The sequence below is a fragment of the Streptomyces sp. NPDC051987 genome (genome assembly GCF_040680735.1).
Classification (GTDB): Bacteria; Actinomycetota; Actinomycetes; order Streptomycetales; family Streptomycetaceae; genus Streptomyces.
Map to the genome: position 1 here is coordinate 1 of NZ_JBFAXI010000040.1, position 17,961 is coordinate 17,961.

At 72.5% G+C, this 17,961-nt stretch carries 17 protein-coding genes and 1 pseudogene; 10 read left to right on the forward strand and 8 right to left on the reverse strand.

From position 1 onward, the window contains the following. Positions 1-164: 164 nt before the first annotated feature. The 5 genes from mqnE to AB0M11_RS22090 form a co-directional block, all read right to left on the reverse strand. Positions 165-1,328 (reverse strand): aminofutalosine synthase MqnE, encoded by a 1,164-nt coding sequence (gene mqnE, locus AB0M11_RS22070; RefSeq protein WP_365707970.1) that lies wholly within the window; start codon positions 1,326-1,328, stop codon positions 165-167. Positions 1,329-1,379: 51 nt separating this feature from the next. Next, entirely contained in the window at positions 1,380-1,835 is a 456-nt protein-coding gene (locus tag AB0M11_RS22075) for an Lrp/AsnC family transcriptional regulator (protein WP_103812702.1), read from the reverse strand. A 73-nt stretch (positions 1,836-1,908) separates the two neighbouring features. Then, entirely contained in the window at positions 1,909-2,568 is a 660-nt protein-coding gene (locus tag AB0M11_RS22080) for a UbiX family flavin prenyltransferase (protein WP_365707972.1), read from the reverse strand. Positions 2,569-2,703: 135 nt separating this feature from the next. Next, a complete protein-coding gene (gene mqnP / locus AB0M11_RS22085; RefSeq protein ID WP_365707975.1) occupies positions 2,704-3,606 on the reverse strand; it encodes a menaquinone biosynthesis prenyltransferase MqnP in 903 nt (300 codons plus the stop codon). Then, positions 3,603-5,060, reverse strand: coding sequence for a menaquinone biosynthesis decarboxylase (locus AB0M11_RS22090; protein ID WP_365707977.1), 1,458 nt, complete (start codon positions 5,058-5,060; stop codon positions 3,603-3,605). Before AB0M11_RS22090 ends, mqnP begins: the two co-directional genes overlap by 4 nt. A gap of 63 nt (positions 5,061-5,123) precedes the next feature. Between AB0M11_RS22090 and AB0M11_RS22095 the strand changes: the two genes are divergently transcribed. Further along, positions 5,124-5,669 carry a TlpA disulfide reductase family protein gene (locus tag AB0M11_RS22095; RefSeq protein ID WP_365707979.1) on the forward strand — a complete coding sequence of 182 codons (546 nt, stop codon included), beginning with the start codon at positions 5,124-5,126 and terminating at the stop codon, positions 5,667-5,669. 9 nt (positions 5,670-5,678) lie between these two features. Here the strand turns inward: AB0M11_RS22095 and AB0M11_RS22100 are convergent, their stop codons facing one another. After that, positions 5,679-6,170 (reverse strand): DUF3515 family protein, encoded by a 492-nt coding sequence (locus tag AB0M11_RS22100; RefSeq protein WP_365707981.1) that lies wholly within the window; start codon positions 6,168-6,170, stop codon positions 5,679-5,681. Between the two features lie 85 nt (positions 6,171-6,255). Between AB0M11_RS22100 and AB0M11_RS22105 the strand changes: the two genes are divergently transcribed. From AB0M11_RS22105 to AB0M11_RS22125, 5 genes and pseudogenes are all read left to right on the forward strand, one after another. Then, entirely contained in the window at positions 6,256-6,522 is a 267-nt protein-coding gene (locus AB0M11_RS22105; RefSeq protein ID WP_365707983.1) for a PLD nuclease N-terminal domain-containing protein, read from the forward strand. 265 nt (positions 6,523-6,787) lie between these two features. Beyond that, a complete protein-coding gene (locus AB0M11_RS22110; protein WP_365707985.1) occupies positions 6,788-8,008 on the forward strand; it encodes a hypothetical protein in 1,221 nt (406 codons plus the stop codon). Continuing rightward, positions 8,009-8,380: pseudogene (locus tag AB0M11_RS22115) on the forward strand (NAD(P)H-dependent oxidoreductase); the annotation flags it as partial. Positions 8,381-8,509: 129 nt separating this feature from the next. After that, the gene (locus tag AB0M11_RS22120; RefSeq protein WP_365707987.1) at positions 8,510-8,752 is read left to right on the forward strand and encodes a chaplin; all 243 of its coding nucleotides are present in this window, start codon (positions 8,510-8,512) and stop codon (positions 8,750-8,752) included. Between the two features lie 151 nt (positions 8,753-8,903). Continuing rightward, on the forward strand, positions 8,904-10,292 hold the full coding sequence (locus tag AB0M11_RS22125) for a cytosine permease (protein WP_365707989.1): 1,389 nt from the start codon (positions 8,904-8,906) through the stop codon (positions 10,290-10,292). Between the two features lie 54 nt (positions 10,293-10,346). Here AB0M11_RS22125 and AB0M11_RS22130 read toward each other — a convergent pair whose 3' ends face one another. Both AB0M11_RS22130 and AB0M11_RS22135 read right to left on the reverse strand, forming a co-directional pair. Continuing rightward, on the reverse strand, positions 10,347-11,363 hold the full coding sequence (locus AB0M11_RS22130; RefSeq protein ID WP_365707991.1) for a CorA family divalent cation transporter: 1,017 nt from the start codon (positions 11,361-11,363) through the stop codon (positions 10,347-10,349). A gap of 84 nt (positions 11,364-11,447) precedes the next feature. Beyond that, positions 11,448-12,707 (reverse strand): PucR family transcriptional regulator, encoded by a 1,260-nt coding sequence (locus AB0M11_RS22135; protein ID WP_365707993.1) that lies wholly within the window; start codon positions 12,705-12,707, stop codon positions 11,448-11,450. 111 nt (positions 12,708-12,818) lie between these two features. Between AB0M11_RS22135 and AB0M11_RS22140 the strand changes: the two genes are divergently transcribed. From AB0M11_RS22140 to AB0M11_RS22155, 4 genes are all read left to right on the forward strand, one after another. Continuing rightward, on the forward strand, positions 12,819-13,268 hold the full coding sequence (locus AB0M11_RS22140; RefSeq protein ID WP_365707995.1) for a nucleoside deaminase: 450 nt from the start codon (positions 12,819-12,821) through the stop codon (positions 13,266-13,268). A gap of 1 nt (position 13,269) precedes the next feature. Further along, a complete protein-coding gene (locus tag AB0M11_RS22145) occupies positions 13,270-14,235 on the forward strand; it encodes a 2-oxoglutarate and iron-dependent oxygenase domain-containing protein (protein WP_365707997.1) in 966 nt (321 codons plus the stop codon). Positions 14,236-14,329: 94 nt separating this feature from the next. Further along, positions 14,330-16,405, forward strand: coding sequence for a hypothetical protein (locus AB0M11_RS22150; RefSeq protein WP_365707999.1), 2,076 nt, complete (start codon positions 14,330-14,332; stop codon positions 16,403-16,405). Beyond that, positions 16,405-17,952 carry a hypothetical protein gene (locus AB0M11_RS22155; protein WP_365708001.1) on the forward strand — a complete coding sequence of 516 codons (1,548 nt, stop codon included), beginning with the start codon at positions 16,405-16,407 and terminating at the stop codon, positions 17,950-17,952. The genes AB0M11_RS22150 and AB0M11_RS22155 overlap by 1 nt, the downstream gene beginning before the upstream one ends. The last annotated feature ends 9 nt before the right edge of the window (positions 17,953-17,961 follow it).

Sequence of the window (17,961 nt, forward strand, 5' to 3'; positions counted from 1 at the left end):
GAGCCGCCGGACGGTCGGCGCCTGGCACGACGTGATGGAGTCGGTCGAACGGCGCACCGGCGAACCGGTCGAGGCATGCACCGCCGCCTAAAAACAGGGGCGCGGGGAACTGCGCGATCGGCCCCCACGCACCCGCAGCCGGAAACGCACCCTCGGCCCGGTGCTCAGACCCGCATCGGCTGCGGGGACTCCCGGCGCGCCGGGTCCGGACCGTCGTACTCGCGGATGATCTCGTAGCGCGTGTTCCGCTCCACCGGGCGGAAGCCCGCGTCACGGATGAGGTCGAGGAGGTCCTCGCGGGTCAGCTTGTTCGGCGTGCCGTAGTTGTCCGCGTCGTGGGTGATCTTGTACTCGACCACCGACCCGTCCATGTCGTCGGCGCCGTGCTGCAGCGCCAGCTGCGCCGTCTGGACGCCGTGCATGACCCAGAAGACCTTGACGTGCGGGACGTTGTCGAAGAGCAGGCGGGAGACCGCGAAGGTCTTCAGGGCCTCGGCGCCGGTCGCCATCTGGGTGCGGGCCTGGAGGCGGTTGCGTACCTTGCCGTCCTTCATGTCCACGAAGTCGTGCTGGTAGCGCAGCGGGATGAAGACCTGGAAGCCGCCGGTCTCGTCCTGGAGCTCGCGCAGCCGCAGGACGTGGTCCACCCGGTGCCGCGGCTCCTCGATGTGGCCGTAGAGCATGGTGCACGGGGTCTTCAGACCCTTCTCGTGCGCCAGGCGGTGGATCCGGGACCAGTCCTCCCAGTGGGTGCGGTGGTCCACGATGTGCTGCCGGACCTCCCAGTCGAAGATCTCCGCGCCGCCGCCGGTCAGGGACTCCAGCCCCGCGTCGATCAGCTCGTCGAGGATCTCGGAAGCGGACAGGCCGGAGATCGTCTCGAAGTGATGGATCTCCGTCGCCGTGAACGCCTTCAGGGAGACGTCCGGCAGGGCCGCCTTCAGTTCGCGCAGCGAGCGCGGGTAGTAGCGCCACGGCAGGTTCGGGTGCAGGCCGTTGACGATGTGCAGCTCGGTGAGGTTCTCGCTCTCCATCGCCTTCGCGAGCTTCACCGCCTCCTCGATGCGCATCGTGTACGCGTCCTTCTCGCCCGGCTTGCGCTGGAAGGAGCAGTAGGCGCAGGACGCGCTGCACACGTTCGTCATGTTGAGGTGCCGGTTGACGTTGAAATGGACCACGTCACCGTTCTTGCGCGTGCGCACCTCGTGGGCGAGGCCGCCCAGCCACGCGAGGTCGTCCGACTCGTACAGCGCGATGCCGTCCTCGCGGGTCAGCCGCTCACCGGCCCTGACCTTCTCCTCCAGCTCACGCTTGAGCCCGACGTCCATTCCCACACCTTTCTCGGAAGACTCCCCCGGAAGACTCTGACAACCGTACGGCTAGACCTCTTCGGGCAGCTCCCCGACCCGGTTCTCCCACTTCGTGGACAGCACGATCGTGGTCCGGGTCCGGGAGACGCCCTTCGTCCCGGAGAGCCGCCGGATGGTCTTCTCCAGCCCGTCCACGTCGGTGGAGCGCACCTTGAGCATGAAGGAGTCGTCGCCGGCGATGAACCAGCAGTCCTCGATCTCCGGCAGGTCCCGCAGCCGCTGTGCCACGTCCTCGTGGTCGGCCGCGTCGGAGAGCGAGATGCCGATCAGGGCGGTGACGCCGAGGCCGAGCGAGGCCGCGTCGACGGTGGCGCGGTAGCCGGTGATGACTCCCGCCGCCTCCAGCCGGTTGATGCGGTCGGTGACGCTGGGTCCCGACAGCCCGACGAGACGGCCCAGCTCAGCGTAGGAGGCCCGGCCGTTCTCCCTCAGGGCCTGGATGAGCTGCCTGTCCACGGCGTCCATGCGATCGAAGCCTTCCGCTGAAGATTCCTGAAGTAGATGAGAGATGGTGGTGCAGTCGTGCTGAGGGTGCGCGTCACCGGTGCGCGTGGTGCGCGCTCGCGCCGCCGAGATCCCCTTCCCAGCGGCGGTAGAGCCGGTGCCCCACACCGGCCGCGTCCAGCACCCGGCCGGCGACGAAGTCGACCAGGTCCTGGATGTGGGTCGCGCCCGCGTAGAAGGCGGGTGAGGTGGGTACGACGACCGCTCCCAGGTCGTCCAGGGTCACCAGGTGGCGCAGGGTCTGGCCGTTCAGCGGGGTCTCGCGGACGGCGACGACGAGCGGCCGGCGCTCCTTCAGCGTGACACTGGCGGCCCGCTGGAGCAGGTCCTTGGAGAGGCCCAGGGCGACCCCGGCGACGGCGGCGGTCGACGCCGGCACGATCAGCATGCCCTTCACCGGGTACGACCCGGAGGACGGCCCGGCGGCGAGGTCCCCGGCGCTCCAGTACCGCACCCGGGTCAGGTCGGCCGTGAAGGTGTCCGGCTTGCCGTCGGCACCCCGGGCCAGCCATTCCCCCAGGTCGTCCCGCCAGTGCGCGTCCCGGAAGGAGATCCCGGTCTCGTCCAGCAGGGTGAGCCGCGAGGCCCGGCTGACCACCAGGTCGACGCTCTCCCCCGCCTCCAGCAGGGCACGCAGCACCGCAGCGGCATACGGCGTTCCGGACGCCCCGGACACCCCCACGATCCAAGGCACGCGCTGCGTTTCTCCTGCGTTCACACCTTGAGCGTACCGGCGCGCCGACCGAGGTTCAGGCCGGGTGGGGGCCGAGGCAGCCGTGGGGCCGGGCTTCAGGAGAGCGACCGGGCGCCCCGTGCGGCCGCACCGTGGTCAGACGGTGAGCCCGCGCACCAGGAGATCGAGCAGCGCGCACACGAACAGGGCGATCCCGATGAACCCGTTGACGCTGAAGAAGGCCCTGTTCAGGCGGGACAGGTCGTGCGGACGGACGATGGTGTGCTCGTAGGCGAACGCGCCCGCGACGATCACCAGACCCAGCCAGAAGAACGCGCCGGCGTCGGTGGCGACCGCGTACCAGACGAACAGCGCCGTCGTCACCGCGTGGCACACCCGGGCGCCCCGGATGGCCGCCGGGATGCCGAAGCGGGCCGGGACCGACATGACGCCGATCTCGCGGTCGGTCTCCACGTCCTGGCAGGCGTAGATCAGGTCGAAGCCGCCGATCCAGACGCCGACGGCGAGACCGAGGATCACCGCGTCCCAGGACCACTCGCCGGTGATCGCCAGCCAGCCGCCGATCGGGCCCATGGCCTGGGCGAGCCCCAGGATGGCCTGGGGGAAGTTGGTGAACCGCTTGCCGTAGGGGTAGACCACCATCGGGATCACGGCCACGGGGGCCAGGGCCAGGCAGAGCGGGTTGAGCAGCGCCGCCGAGCCGAGGAAGACCGCGACCGCGATCAGCGCGCCCGTCCAGGCGTGCTTCACGCTCATCGCGCCGGTGACCAGCTCGCGGTGGGCGGTGCGCGGGTTGCGGGCGTCGATCTCGCGGTCGATGATCCGGTTGACGGCCATGGCGAAGGTGCGCAGGCCGACCATGCAGATCGTCACCAGGAGCAGCCGCCCCCAGTGGACGTTCCGGTCCAGCTCGAACATCGCGGTCAGCGCGGCGATGTACGCGAAGGGCAGCGCGAAGACCGAGTGCTCGATCATCACCAGGCGCAGGAAGGCCTTCGTCCGTCCTGGCTGCGGGAGGGCTGCGGAGGCGGAGCTCACAGGCCGTACTCCTTCCAGCGGCGGTCCACGAGGGCCGCCGTGTCCGGGTCCGACAGGACCATGTCCGGCCAGCCCCCGTCGCGGGTGTAGCCCTCCTCGGGCCACTTCTTCGTCGCGTCGATGCCCGCCTTGCCGCCCCAGAACTGCTGGTAGGAGGCGTGGTCGAGGTGGTCGACGGGGCCTTCGACGACCGTGAGGTCACGGGCGTAGTCGGTGTTGCCGAGGGCCCGCCAGGCGACCTCGTGCAGGTCGTGGACGTCGCAGTCGGAGTCGACGACCACGATCAGCTTGGTGAGGGACATCATGTGCGCCCCCCAGATCGCGTGCATGACCTTCTGCGCGTGCTTCGGGTACCGCTTGTCGATCGAGACGATCGCGCAGTTGTGGAAGCCCCCGGCCTCGGGGAGGTGGTAGTCCACGATGTCCGGGACGATGATCTTCAGGAGGGGGAGGAAGAAGCGCTCCGTGGCGCGGCCCAGCGGGCCGTCCTCCGTCGGGGGGCGGCCGACGACGATCGACTGGAGCAGCGGCCGCCTGCGCATCGTCACGCAGTCGATGGTCAGGGCCGGGAACGGCTCCTGGGGGGTGTAGAAGCCGGTGTGGTCGCCGAAGGGACCCTCGGGCCGCATCTCGCCCGGCTCCAGCCAGCCTTCGAGGACGACCTCGGCGTTCGCCGGCACCTGGAGCGGGACCGTCTTGCAGTCGACCATCTCGATCCGCTTGCCCGCGACGAACCCGGCGAACAGGTACTCGTCGATGTCGCCGGGGAGCGGGGCCGTGGAGGCGTAGGTCACGGCCGGGGGGCAGCCGAAGGCGATCGCGACCGGGAGGCGTTCGCCGCGCCGGGCGGCCACCTGGTAGTGGTTGCGGCTGTCCTTGTGGATCTGCCAGTGCATGCCGATGGTGCGCCGGTCGTGGCGCTGCAGGCGGTACAGCCCGAGGTTGCGGATGCCGGTCTCGGGGTCCTTGGTGTGGGTGAGCCCCAGGTTGAAGAAGGAGCCGCCGTCCTGCGGCCAGGTGAAGAGGGCCGGGAGCCGGTCCAGGTCCACCTCCTCACCCCGCAGGACGACCTCCTGCACGGGCGCGCTGTCGGACTTCACCTTCTTCGGCGGTACGTGCGCCATCGCGCCGAGCTTCCCGAACGCCTCGCGCACGCCGACGAAGCCGTGCGGCAGTTCGGGGCGGAGCAGCCCGCCGATCTTCTCGGAGATCTCGCCGTACGACTTCAGGCCCAGGGCCTTCAGCAGGCGCCGGTCGGTGCCGAACACGTTCATCGCGAGGGGCATGTCCGACCCCTTCACGTTCTCGAAGAGCAGGGCGGGTCCGCCGGACTTCTGCACCCGGTCGACGATCTCCCCGACCTCCAGGTACGGGTCGACCTCGGCCTTGACACGCTTGAGGTCACCCTCGCGTTCCAGTGCCCGGAGCAGGGAGCGAAGATCGTCGTAAGCCATGTGTCCCAGTATCGGCCACCCGGGGTCGGGGGCCGGTCACCGCCCCCTGCATACTCGTCGGCCATGACCAGACATCGCCGGTTACCGCTGCTCGTCCCGCTGCTCCTGCTCGCCGCGGCCTGTGCGCCCGCCCGGGAGGGGGTCTCGGCCGTCTCCCCGCTGACCCGGGTGGCGGCCGCCGACCGGCAGACGGCACCCGACCTCGCCGGCAGCAGCCTGGACGGCAAGCGGGTCAGCCTCGCCGACTACCGGGGCAAGGTCGTCGTGCTGAACGTCTGGGCGTCCTGGTGCGGGCCCTGCCGGGCCGAGGCGCCCGAACTGTCCAGGGCGCAGCAGGCGCTGGCGGCGCGGGGGGTCCAGGTGTTCGGGGTGGACACGGACGCCCGGCAGGACAAGGGGCGGGCGTTCCAGGACGAGCACCACCTGGTGTACCCGAGCCTGCACGACGCCGGCAGCCGCAAGCTCGTCCGGCTGCCCCGGGGGTACATGCCGCAGGCGCTGCCGTACACCCTCTTCATCGACCGGGACGGCAAGATCGCCGCGAAGTACGTGAGCCCCATGACGGAGGCCGAGGTCCGCACCGTCGTCCGCCCGCTGCTGACGGAGTAGCGGGGCTCGTCAGCTCCCGCCGCCGGCGAGGCACCTGTCCCCTTCCGGGATCGGTGCCACCAGGCGGCTCAGGTCCACCAGGACCGCGTCCGGGCCGGACACGGAGCCGGCGATCGAGATCTCCACGGCGGGGCTGCGGCCGTAGGTGACCAGCTTCTTGCGGCCGTCCCCGGCCGTCTCGCGCCACACCCAGTCCACGCCGTCCACGCTGACGCACGCGTCCGTGGTCGGGGCCGGCGGATTCACGCCGCAGCGCAGCTCCACGGCTCCGTGCCCCCACACCGCGAGCCCCTCGAAGGTCACCCTGTCCCGCGTGGCGCCCGCGAGCCGGCCGGGGTAGCGGTCGGCGAGCCGCGCACACGCGGGGTCCTGGGCGAACGGCCCCTGCGCCAGACCGAACACCGGCGAGTCCAGCTCACCGACGGCGAGACCGGCCCCGGCCAGCAGCCCCGCCCCGGCCAGCCCGGCCGCCACCCGCCTCCGGCGAGACCACCCGCGCATCCCCACCGCTTCCCCTCCCGTCGCAGGAGAACCATGATGCCCGGGTGCCGATCCGCGGTCCCGGTCACCCGCTACTCTGGCCGCCATGCTCAGGTATCTGCCGTACTTGCTGGTCCTCGCGCTGTGGATCTACGCCTTCGTGGACTGCCTGAACACCCCCGAGGACGAGGTCCGCGCCCTGCCGAAGCTGGCGTGGGTGTTCGTCATCCTGCTCTTCGGCGAGGTCCTGGTCGGCCCGCTCGCCTGGCTGATCGCCGGCCGGACCCGGCAGCCACGCGAACGGTGGGTCGCGCCGGACGACAACCCGGAGTTCCTGAAGTCCCTGAAGCCGGACGATCCACGCACCGACTGAACCTACTGAACCGACTTAACCGACTGCCGGAACGTCCGACCCTCCGCCGCATCGGCGTCCACGACGGGCGTCCCGAACGTACCGCCGAATCCCGCCCCCGCCCGCCAAGTTGGCCCCTCATCTGCCCTTCAAGCCTCCTCCGGTCCCCCCTGACCCGCAAATCGCACCATTTAACACGCATTGGTGAAAACGTGGCGAAAGTGCGTGATGCCCGGTTCGCTCGCCGAAGATCCTCCCTGAACCGTTGCCGGCAGCGTGGAGAGGGATGTCTGTGGCCGACAGCAAGGTCGAGAAGGCGAGGCGGGCCGCCGGGTCGTTCCGGCTCGTGACCGCGGCGGGCACCCGGGCCGCCGCGCCGGCGCCCGCCGCCGACGAGGAGTGGGAACTTCCCGGCGGCAGAGCCCGGTTGTACTACGGGGCGGGCCCCAGGGGCATGGTCCGGCCGGTCGTCCTGGCCGACGGGTTCGGCCTCGGGCCGACCGACTTCGACCGGCTCTGGCACGACCTGGAGAACGGCCCGTTCCCGTTCGTCAGCGAACTGCGGCGCTGTGGACGCACGCTGGTGCTCGTGGGGTTCGCCGACCGCGGCGCGTCCGTCCTGCGGAACGCCGAGACGATGACCGCCGCGGTCCTGCGGACCACCGCCGAGCAACTGGGCGGCGCCCGGCTGCTCGTCGGCGGGTTCGGCACCGGCGGCATGGTCGCCCGGTACGCGATGGCCTGGATGGAGACCCGGCGTCTCGACCACCGGGCCGGCGTCTACCTCTCGTTCGACAGCCCGCACCGGGGCGCCTGGCTGCCGATCGGCCTCCAGGCCCTCGCCCACCATGTCGCCCCCTACGACGACACTCTCCTGCGGCAGATCAGCAGCCCCGCCGCCCGGCAACTCCTCTGGCGCCACCTGGACAGCGCCGGCGGCACCCCGCAGGAGAGCCCGCTGCGGACCGCGTTCAGGCAGCGGCTCCACGACGTCGGCGACTGGCCCCGCATCCCGCGGGTCCTCGCCGTCTCCAGCGGCCGCGGCGACGGGACCGGCAACGGCGTCCGCGCCGGGGCGAAGATCCTCAGCTGCGCCGGCCCCCTCTTCGACGGCACCCGTTTCCTCGCCCAGGCGCAGGGCCAGAAGGCCGAGGTGGCCGCAGTGGGCGGCGTCCTCGGCGCCCCCCGCACGATCACCACCGACGGCTTTCCCGAGCTGGACGGGGCACCGGGCGGCACGCTCGAATCCTTCGGCCTGCTCGCCGACGCGCTGGCCGCCGCCGGTGAGCACACCGAGGCCGCCCACCGCCGCGTGTGCTTCGTGCCCTCCGTCAGCGCCGTCGCCATCCGCGACCTCGACCAGCAGTCCGACCTCTACGCCGACATCGGCGAACTCCCGCCGGAGGACTCGGAGGCCGACGACTTCCTGCTCTCCTCCGCCAACGGGGCGCACGCGGCCATGACCGAGGAAATCGGCGGCTGGATCCTGGACCGGCTGCCCGACTGAGGCGCCCCGATGTACAACTTCACGATCCCGTCGACGCTCAAGGCGTGGCTGGACGACGTGGTCCTGTTCAACCGCACGATGGGCGAGAACCCGTCCGCCAAGGGCACGCCGGTCACGGTGGTGGCCAGCCGCGGCGGCTCCTACGCGCCGGGCACCCCGCGCGAGTCGTTCGAGTACGTCCAGAACTACCTGACCGCGCTGCTGTCCGACGGTCTCGGCCTGGACGTCGACTTCATCGTGCCGGAGCTGACCATGGCCCCGCAGAACCCGGCGATGGCCGAACTCGTGCCGCTCTACGAGGCCTCCCGCGACCGCGCCCTCCGGGACGCGGCCGGCAAGGCGAAGGAACTGGCGGACCGCCTCGCCGCGTAGGGCGCGTGCCGGCCCGGGATCACCCCGGCGCGGGACCGGTTGCGCCGATCGGCCCAGCAGCACATGCGGACCCGGTGGCGGCCGGTTGTGATGAACGCGTTCTGACATCCCGACACCTCGGAGGCCGTCATGCGCATTCGTTCCCTCGCCGTCACCGGCGCACTCGCCGCCACCCTCGCCCTCACCGGCACCACCGCCGCGTTCGCCGGCAACGGCGCCGAGGCCCACGGTGCCGCGTTCGGCAGCCCGGGTGTGCTGTCGGGCAACGTCGTCCAGGTCCCGATCAACATCCCGATCAACGTGTGCGGCAACACCATCAACGTGCCCGGTCTGCTGAACCCGGCGATCGGCAACACCTGCGTCAACCGCTGACCCGGACCCGACCGCGGGATACTCACGAGGCTTCCGGAGGCTCTTCGCCTCCGGAAGCCTCGCCTGCGTGCAGGTTGTACGCCGGTGAGCCGCCCGAAGCGGACAGTGCGCCCCTGGGCCGCACCGGGAGCGATCCCGACACTTACCTCGTATGACGACTGCTCCCGCCGGTTCCACCACCAGTATCGCGCCCGAGTACGGCGACCGGGTCATCGCCGTGGAGGCGGCGGGCTCGGAACCGATCCCCGACGCCGAACGCCACGGCAGCCCGCTCCAGTTGCTGTGGACCTGGGCATCTCCCAACATCGAGTTCGCGACCGTCTACATCGGCGTGATCGCGGTCCTCTTCTTCGGCCTGGACTTCTGGACCGCGACCGCCGCGATCCTGCTGGGCACCGCGATCGGCGCGGTCACCCAGGGCGTGCTGTCGCTGGACGGCCCCCGGTTCGGCGTCCCGCAGATGGTGATCGGCCGCTTCTCCTTCGGCTTCCTCGGCAACATCCTGCCCTCCGCCGCCAACGGCCTGCTGGCGGGCGTCGGCTGGTTCGCGGTGAACAGCGTGAGCGCCGCCTTCGCCCTGAACACCCTGACCGGACTGCGCCCGCTGCCCTCCCTCCTGCTCGTCGTGGTCGCCGAGATCCTGATCGGCTTCATCGGCCACAACTTCGTGCACACCTTCGAGAAGTACGCGTTCCCGGCGCTCGCGGTGATCTTCCTGCTGGCCGGCGTGTGGACCTTCAAGGACGCGGACCTCGGCGGGGGCGGCTCGGGCGGCGGCGTCGGCGGCTTCCTGCTCGCGTTCAGCGCGGCCTGGGGCTACGCGGCCGGCTGGAACCCGTACGCCACCGACTACTCCCGTTACCTGCCGCGCACCGCGAACAAGGTGCGGACCGTGCTGTGGCCGGCCGTCGGCCTCTTCGTGTCGGTCTCGATCGTCGCGGTCATCGGCGCGGCCTCGGCGACGATCGTCGCCCCGAAGAACGCCACCCCGACGGCCGCCTTCACCGGCCACCTCCCCGGCTGGCTCGGCGACCTCGTGCTGCTCGCCATCATGCTCGGCGGGATCTCCGCGAACGCCCTCAACGTGTACTCCGGCGCCATCTCCATCGCCTCCTTCGGGCTGAAGCTCCCCACCTGGCTGAGCCGCAGCGCCCTGGTCGTGGTGTCGGGCATCGCCGGCACGGCGGCGGCCTGGGCCTCGCTGGACGACGCGGGCGCGGCCTACGAGGCGTTCCTGCTGGTCATCGCGTACTGGGTGGCACCCTGGCTGGGGGTCGTGCTGGTGGAGCGGTGGCTCCAGGGCCGTACCGCCACGGACGAGGAGCTCGCCGCCCGCCTCACCGACCGCTCCTTCACCAACTGGCCCGGCCTCGCCGCCCTCCTGATCGGCGTGGCGGTCTCCGTCCCCCTCTTCTCCAACCAGGAGGACTACGTCGGCTACGTCCCCGAGCACTGGCCGTCCTTCGGCGACATCACCCCCGTGATCGGCTTCACGGTGAGCGCCCTCCTCTACGCGGCCCTGCGCAAGCGCACCCGCTGAAAACACCCTCGCCGGACAGCACCCTCGCTGGAGCGCCCCGTCAGGGGCGCGCTGTCACTCTTCGTCCCGCAACCGCCGCCAGATCCGGCTCCGGTGCAGCAGGAACAGCGAGCCCACCACGGCGACCAGCTGGAGCCCGACCGCGAGCAGCCAGAACTCGTCCCTGGTCTCCAGCCGGTTCGTCAGGAACTCGAAGTTCATGCCGAAGAACCCGGTGAGGAACGACAGCGGCAGGAAGATCACCGACACGATCGTCAGCCGGTTGATCACACCGTTCTGTTCGCCCGCGACCAGGGAGCCGTAACTGGCGAAGGCCCGCCGCGTCGCCTCCTGGAGGGACTCGATGTCCGCCAGGACCAGCCGCGCCGCCCGCTGGAACTCCTGGGCCAGCCGCTGCCGCTCCGCCGGGAAGTCGCTGCTCATCATCCTGCGGGTGATCACCTCGTCGACCCCCTGGAGGTAGGGCAGCAGCGCGTGGTGCAGGACGGCGGAGTGGCGGCGCAGCTGGGACAGCCGGTGGACCTGCTCGGGGCGCCGCCTCTGGAACATGTCGTCCTCCAGTTCCTCCACCTGGAGCAGGGCGTCCACCGCGGCCCGCCGGAACGTCGTGAGGGCCTCCTGGAGCAGCAGGAACAGCGTGGCCACGGTGTCGTGCGGGCGTTCCCGCCGCACCTGGGCGGTGACGGCCCGTGCCAGCCCGGCCCGGCGCCCCCAGTGGGTGATCACCAGGAAGCGCTCGGAGGCCAGGGCGTGCACATGGGCGACCCGGCCCTGGTGGACCACCGGCACCGCGAAGGCGGCGGTGTCGCCCAGGAACTCCGCGCGTGCGGACGCGTCCGGCCGGCCGAACCACTCCAGGTCCTCGTCGTCCAGCCCGAGCCGCCGGACCACCGGTACCTCCGCCAGGCCCTCCGCCGGGCCCTCCTCCTCGGGCAGTTCGACACCGAGGAGCAGGAACGGGTCCGTGGTGAGCCGCCGGCGCGCCTCCGGCAGGGAGATCGTCGTCGTGCCCCCGTCCGGTACCGACACCATCGTCACGATCATCGGCTCATCGCTGGTCCCGTCGCCCACGCTCCCAGCCTGCGGGCGGCCCGCGGTCCGCGCACCCGCTGCCGACCAGGTGCGGGCCGTCCGGGCGAGGCGGCGGCCCGCCGGCTACGCCACCGGCCGCAGCCCCCGGGCCCGAGCCGCCCCGGTCCCCCGCACCACCCGGTGCGCGCAGGCCGCCGTCAGGAGTTCGCCCAGCAGGTCCGGATCGTCGATCTCCAGGTCGAGGAGGGACTCGATGCGCTCCAGCCGCTGGTAGAGGGACTGGCGGCCGATGTGCAGCAGGGCGGCGGTGCGGGTCGGGGAGCAGCCGTGCCGCAGGTGCACCTCCAGGGTGCGGACCAGGTCGCTGGGGTGAGCCGCCTCCCAGGCGAGCAGCGGCCCGAGGGTGTGCTGGACGAGCGCGGCGAGGCGGTCGCGGTTGGCGGCGACACCGCCCCGGGTCAGCTCGCGCTCCAGGGCCAGGGCGCGGGCGGAGGTCACCAGCGGGCCCTCGGCCGCGCCGGGTTCGGCCGGCGGCACGGTGAGCGCGAGTTCCAGCGTGGTCCGGGCCGCTCGCAGCGTCTCGCTCCAGTGCAGCCAGCCGCCGGGGCCGACCGCGTGGCCGACGGCGACCGTGGCGCCCGGCTCGGCGGCGCCCCGGAACGCCGCCTGCACGGCCCGCACGGGATCGCCGGGCACCGCGGCCGGCACCGCGAGCAGCGCGAGGGCGTCCCCCGGGAAGGCGGCCCGCAGCACCCCGGCCCCGCCCAGCGCCCGTACCGCCCGGTCCACCGCGCCCACGCCCCGGCTGCCGTGCAGCGAGACGCCGAGCAGCCGGGCGCCGGGGCCGGGGTGGAACCCGGCGAGGGCGGCCCGCGCCTCCACCTCGGGCTGGTTGAGGGCCTGTCCGTCGGCCAGGTCCGCGAGGAGCGCCGCCGCGTGGTCGTCGCCCCAGGGCCGGACGACCGCACGGCGGCCGGCCAGGCCCCGGGCCACGATCGCCCGGTTGGCGGCCTCGGCGATCCGCACGAAGGGCACCACCCGGTGCAGGGCGAGCAGCGGCAGGCCGAACCGGCCGGCCTCGTCGGTCACCTCGGGCGGCATGCTGGGCAGGGCGCGCCCCACCTCCACCGCGAGCCCGGCCGCACCGCGCGCCGCCAGCTCGCGCACGTACCGTCGGCGGACCTCGTCGCCGGCGTCGGTCAGCCCGAAGCCGTTGGTGAGGAGCAGTTCACCGCCGTCGAGGAAGTTGGCGCCCTCGTACACCTCGCTGGAGTGGACCCAGCGGACGGGGCGGTCCAGGGCGGCCTCGCCGGCGAGCAGTTCGGGGCGGGCCGCCCGCACCGGGTCGAGGGCGAGGACTTCGCGGAGGGTGAGTGCGGGCACGGCGACCTCCAGGGGACGGGCGCGGCCGCTGACATTTCGTCCGGCCGGGGGTTGCCCGGAGGGTACTTTCCGCACGTTGCCCTCGTGTTTCGGCCACAGGAGAGTGGAGCCATGGACCAGTCGCAAGCGCGGGCCCTGCTCGCCACCGCCGTCGCCGAGGCCCGCGCCGGGCTCGCCGAGGGAGGCATCCCGATCGGCGCCGCGCTCTACGGCGCCGACGGCGTGCTGCTCGGCCGCGGCCACAACCGGCGCGTACAGGACGGCGATCCCGCCATGCACGCGGAGACGGCCGCGTTCCGCGCGGCGGGCCGGCAGCGGACGTACCGGGGCACCACCATGGTGACGACCCTGTCGCCGTGCTGGTACTGCTCCGGCCTGGTCCGGCAGTTCGGCATCTCCCGGGTCGTGATCGGCGAGGCGGCCACCTTCCACGGCGGCCACGACTGGCTCGCCGAGCACGGCGTGGAGATCGTCCTGCTGGACGACGCGGAGTGCGTGGCGATGATGCGGGACTTCATCAGCAGCAACCCGGCCCTGTGGAACGAGGACATCGGTGAATGACATGAGCAGCCCCCGTATCCCCACCGTCGACCTGCGCCCCTGGCTCGACGGCGGCAAGGACGAGCGGCGGGAGATCGCCCGGACCGTCGACAGCGCCCTGCAGACCGCCGGATTCCTGCTCGTCACCGGGCACGGGGTCGCCCCGGAGCTGCGCAGCGGGGTCCGGGCGGCCGCGCGCCGGTTCTTCGCGCTGCCGTCCCCGGTGAAGGCGGCGTACGAGGCGAAGGTCGGCGGCCGCGGCTGGCTCGGGCCCGGTGCCGAGGCCAACGGCTACGCGGAGGGCACCGAGACCCCGCCGGACCTGAAGGAGTCGCTGACCTTCGCGACCCACGAGCCGTTCGACGACCCGGTGGTCGACGCGGAGTGGTACGCGCCCAACGTGTGGCCGGCCGAGGTGCCGGAGCTGCGCCCCCTCTGCGAGGAGTACCTGGCCAGGATGGCCGCGCTGGAGAAGGAGCTGTTGGAGCTGCTGGGGTACGCCCTCGGCGTCGAACGGGACTTCTTCTCCCGGCACATGGACCATCCGACGTACGGCTTCAACATCAACTGGTATCCGGGGACGGACGTCGTCGGCGAACCCGAGCCGGGGCAGTTCCGGATCGGGCCGCACACCGACTTCGGCACGGTGACCATCCTGGACCGGCAGGCCGGCAAGGGCGGCCTCCAGGTGTACACCGACGCGGGCGGCTGGGAGGACGCGCCGTTCGACCCGGCCGCGTTCACCATCAACATCGGTGACCTGATGGCCCGTTGGACCGGCGACCGGTGGCGTTCCGGCCGGCACCGGGTGCTGCCGCCGCCCACGGACGCGCCCGCCGAGGAGCTGATGTCCCTGGTCTACTTCGGCGAGTGCACCCCGGGCACCACCGTCGAGTCGGTTCCGGCGCCGGTCGGCCGGGTCGCCTACCCGCCGGTCGACTCGCACGTGTACCTGCGGGAGAAGCTGGACGCCATCACCGTCGGCTGATCTCAGAGCGTCAGTATTCGTGACCCAACAGTCATCACGCGATCTGGCCTGAAGCAACTCCCTCTTCCTACACTTGGGTCAAGGGGGGACTGCCTTGCACAGAGGGTTGCACGGGCGTGGAGCGCTGTTCGACGTCGAGCCGGCCGGGCTCGTGCCCAGAATCGTCGGCCTACGGCCGTACCAGCATCGTGCCCTTCCTCTCGAACACTCCGGGGAGCTGCCGTTCGTCGTGCTGACCGGAGCTCGGGGGCTCGGCAAGAGCGCGGTGCTCGGCGAGTTGCGGGATGCGTACAAGGGTCACACCCCGGTCGCGCTCGTCGACTGCGAGGAGGAGCAGTTCGCCGCGCCGCCGCCCGAGCGGCCCGCCGAGTCCTGGTCACCGGTCGCGCAGGCGCTGCTGGTCGTCGCCGAGCAGCTCGCCGAACCGGTGACCGGCGCCGGCCGGATCACGTTCCCGCGGCTGATGTCGGGGCTGGTCGCGGTGGCCGCCGGCGGCTGGGGCGACGCGGACTCGGAGCGGATCCGGCGCGAGGTGGAGCGGATCCTGCTGCTGAACGAGAACGGCTCGTGGATCAGCGGGTTCGCCGGGCGGTGGGCCGGGAAGGTGGCGGCGAAGGTGGTCGCCGCCGCGACCGGCACCGGCCCGCTGGTCTCCGGGGCCATCGAGGCCACCCTGGAGTCGGTCGCCGAGGGCTTCACCAGCCGCCGCCACCAGAAGGCGTCGGTCTGGTACCGGACCTACCCCAACGCGGGCGGGCACGCGCAGCGCGGGCTGATCCTGCTCTCCGGGCACTTCCGGGCGGGCGGCACCTCCCGCGAGCACGCCGAGCGGTACCTGGTGCGGGCCCTGCTCTCCGACCTGACCGAGGCGTACGCGGGTGTGCTGCCGCGGATGCAGCGGCTCGGCCGGCCGTTGGTGCTGCTCGACGACCTGCAGACCGGACCGGGGCCCGGCCTGGTGGAGGCGGTGCTCAGGGACCGCGCCGAGGGCATCGCCGACCAGGTGGCCTTCGTCGCCGGACTGCGCGGTGACGGCCGGGAGCTGCTGCGCGGCGGGGTGCGGCGGGAGCTGGCCGCGGTCGCCCGGCACACCGAGTGGACACCGGACCCGGCCGTCCCGTCCTCACGGGCCCTGCTGGTCGCGCTGCCCCCGCTGTCCCCCGACGACACCCTGCACCTGGTCGGCGCCCCGGCCGCGCCCCGGCTCCCGGCCGCCGTCCACCGGCTGACCGGCGGCAACCCGCTGGGCGTCGCCCTGCTCGCCGAGTCCGCGGCGCAGAACCCGGAGCGGGCGGACTCCCCGGCCGACCTGCTCACCGCCGACGTACGGCTGACCGACGAGGGCCCGGCCGCCCCCGCCTACCTCCAGCTCCTCGACCGGCTGGTGCCGCGCGACCGTCTCGACGAACTGACCGTGCTGGCCGCCGCCCACGACTACGGCTCGGCGTGCGCGCTGGCCGCCGCACTGCTCCCGGACGACTTCGGGCCGGCCGGTGTACGGGCCCTGCAGGGCCGCCTGGCCCAGGAGGGCATGCCGAACCGGTACGGGCAGTTCGTCGGCGACCGCTTCACCCGGACCCTGCTGCTGCTCCGGCTGCACCTGCGGGACGCCGACCACAGCGGCTGGCGCACCGCCCAGGAGACCCTGATCGACTTCTACGCGGCGGAGGACCAGGCCGGCTTCCGGCTCTACCGCCAGCTGGCGCTGGGCCTGGCCGACCCCGCGGTGGCCCATCTCCGCGACGCCTTCCCGGTCCTGGACACCCCGGTCTGGCTGCGCAGACTGCGGTTCCTCGGCACGGCGCCGTACTTCCACGCCCACGACGCCGAAGGCCACGACTTCGCCGGCCACGGCGACCTGCGGGCGGCGGTGGCGCTGGGCCGCACGGACGCGGACCAGCGGGTGCCGGAGGGGGTGGACGCCGTCCTGCATCTGCGGGTGCGGCGCCTGCTGCACGCGATGTGGCATCTCTCCGACCCGCTGGTGCTGCCCGACCCCAGGGTGGGCGACCGGCTGCGCTTCGAGCTGGAGCAGCTGTCCAATCTGCGGCCGGCCGACAACGCGCTGCTGTGGCAGGCCTCCCGGGCCTGGCCTGCCGTGCTCGCGGGGCGCCCGTCGGCGGACCCGGACGACGACGAGGGTGACGACCAGCGGAGCGGGGTGGCGTGATGGCGGGGCGGGGTGTGGGCACGTGGGTGCGTGAGGGCGTCTGGGAGATTCCGCTGCGCCGGTACGTCGCCCTGCTGGTGACGGCCGTGGTGATCGCCGGCCTGGTCGTCGGGGTGCGGGCGGCCGTCCATGACGACCGGTCCTGCGCGCCGGGGGTGGCCCGGCCCGAGGGCAGCGCGGAGTGCGTGGGTGTGGCGACGGCCGCGTACGACTTCGGGCATCCGCAGCTGCGGGACACCGTCCGGGCGATCGCCCGGGAGAACGCCCGCCTCAAGACCGGGAGTTACGTGACGGTCGCGGTGATGCTGCCGTACAGCGCGACGGCGACGGCCAGCCTCGCCGACATCCAGCACGAGCTCCAGGGCGCCTACCTGGCCCAGTACCAGGCCAACCACGACTCCAACGGCGAGTCCCCGGCGATCCGGCTGGTGCTGGCCAACCCCGGGGCGACCAGCCAGTACTGGCAGCGGATGGTCACCCAGCTGGCGGGCATGACCGGTGCTCCGGACCGGCTGCGGGCGGTCGCCGGGGTCGGGCAGAGCACGGACGACAACAAGAAGGCCGTCAAGGAGCTGACCCGGCTGGGCATTCCGGTGGTGGGGTCGTCGATCACGGCGGACGACCTCGCCAACGGGCAGGACGGCAAGGACCCCTACCCCGGTCTGGCCCGGGTCTCCCCCACCAACACCGACGAGGCCCGCGCCCTCGCCTCCTTCGCGAAGGTGAGCGCGGGCCGGGCCCTGCTCGTCTACGACAAGCCGGGCGACCCGTACACGCGGACGCTGCAGACCTCGTTCGCCGCGCTGATCAAGGGCTCGCCGTACGAGCCGCAGCCGTTCACACCGCCGGCCGACCGCAGCCAGGAGGGGACGACCGCGAACACCTTCCGGCAGATCACCAACCTGGTCTGCGACACCTCGCGGTCGACCGACACGATCCTCTTCGCCGGCCGGCACACCCAGTTGCGGCAGTTCATCAACGCGCTGGGCGGGCGGGGCTGCCAGGACCGGAGGTTCACGGTGCTGACCGGCGACGAGGGGTCGTACCTGACCAGTGAGGCGAAGCTGGACCGCAGCGCGCTGCGGCACAACCTCTCCGTCCGCTACACCGCCCTCGCCCATCCCGACGCGTGGGGCAGAGGCAGCCCGAGGACGGGGGGTTCGGCGGCCGACATGGCCACGCTGACCGGGCTGCTGGCAGGTGCGCGGAAGGCGCCGGCCGGCCCGATCGGGTCGGTGGCCCTGGAGGACGGCCAGCTGATCATCGCCTACGACGCGATGCGGCTCGCGGTGCACGGGATCCGCGAGGCGGTGCCGGCGGGGCGGTCCGTGCCGGCGCTGGCCGACGTGGGGTTGCAGTGGCCGCAGGTGAAGGGGTCGCTGCGGGTGGCCGGGGCGAGCGGGTGGATCTGCCTGGACGCGCACGGGAACCCGTACGACAAGGCGGTGCCGATCGTGGAGCTGCGGGCCGAGGGTGGGTCCAGGTTCGTGACCATTGCGTGGCCGGAGGGGAAGCCGCCCAGTGGGGAGTGTCTGCCGCCGTCGTGAGCGGGTGCG

What these genes read in the sequence shown, in the direction of transcription:
- AB0M11_RS22100 (WP_365707981.1), bottom strand. Translation starts at nt 6,170, where the DNA reads ATGCGCGGGTGGTCTCGCCGGAGGCGGGTGGCGGCCGGGCTGGCCGGG.
- AB0M11_RS22110 (WP_365707985.1), top strand. Translation starts at nt 6,788, where the DNA reads ATGTCTGTGGCCGACAGCAAGGTCGAGAAGGCGAGGCGGGCCGCCGGG.
- AB0M11_RS22095 (WP_365707979.1), top strand. Translation starts at nt 5,124, where the DNA reads ATGACCAGACATCGCCGGTTACCGCTGCTCGTCCCGCTGCTCCTGCTC.
- AB0M11_RS22125 (WP_365707989.1), top strand. Translation starts at nt 8,904, where the DNA reads ATGACGACTGCTCCCGCCGGTTCCACCACCAGTATCGCGCCCGAGTAC.
- AB0M11_RS22075 (WP_103812702.1), bottom strand. Translation starts at nt 1,835, where the DNA reads ATGGACGCCGTGGACAGGCAGCTCATCCAGGCCCTGAGGGAGAACGGC.
- AB0M11_RS22090 (WP_365707977.1), bottom strand. Translation starts at nt 5,060, where the DNA reads ATGGCTTACGACGATCTTCGCTCCCTGCTCCGGGCACTGGAACGCGAG.
- AB0M11_RS22145 (WP_365707997.1), top strand. Translation starts at nt 13,270, where the DNA reads ATGAGCAGCCCCCGTATCCCCACCGTCGACCTGCGCCCCTGGCTCGAC.
- mqnE (WP_365707970.1), bottom strand. Translation starts at nt 1,328, where the DNA reads ATGGACGTCGGGCTCAAGCGTGAGCTGGAGGAGAAGGTCAGGGCCGGT.
- AB0M11_RS22120 (WP_365707987.1), top strand. Translation starts at nt 8,510, where the DNA reads ATGCGCATTCGTTCCCTCGCCGTCACCGGCGCACTCGCCGCCACCCTC.
- AB0M11_RS22105 (WP_365707983.1), top strand. Translation starts at nt 6,256, where the DNA reads ATGCTCAGGTATCTGCCGTACTTGCTGGTCCTCGCGCTGTGGATCTAC.
- AB0M11_RS22140 (WP_365707995.1), top strand. Translation starts at nt 12,819, where the DNA reads ATGGACCAGTCGCAAGCGCGGGCCCTGCTCGCCACCGCCGTCGCCGAG.
- AB0M11_RS22155 (WP_365708001.1), top strand. Translation starts at nt 16,405, where the DNA reads ATGGCGGGGCGGGGTGTGGGCACGTGGGTGCGTGAGGGCGTCTGGGAG.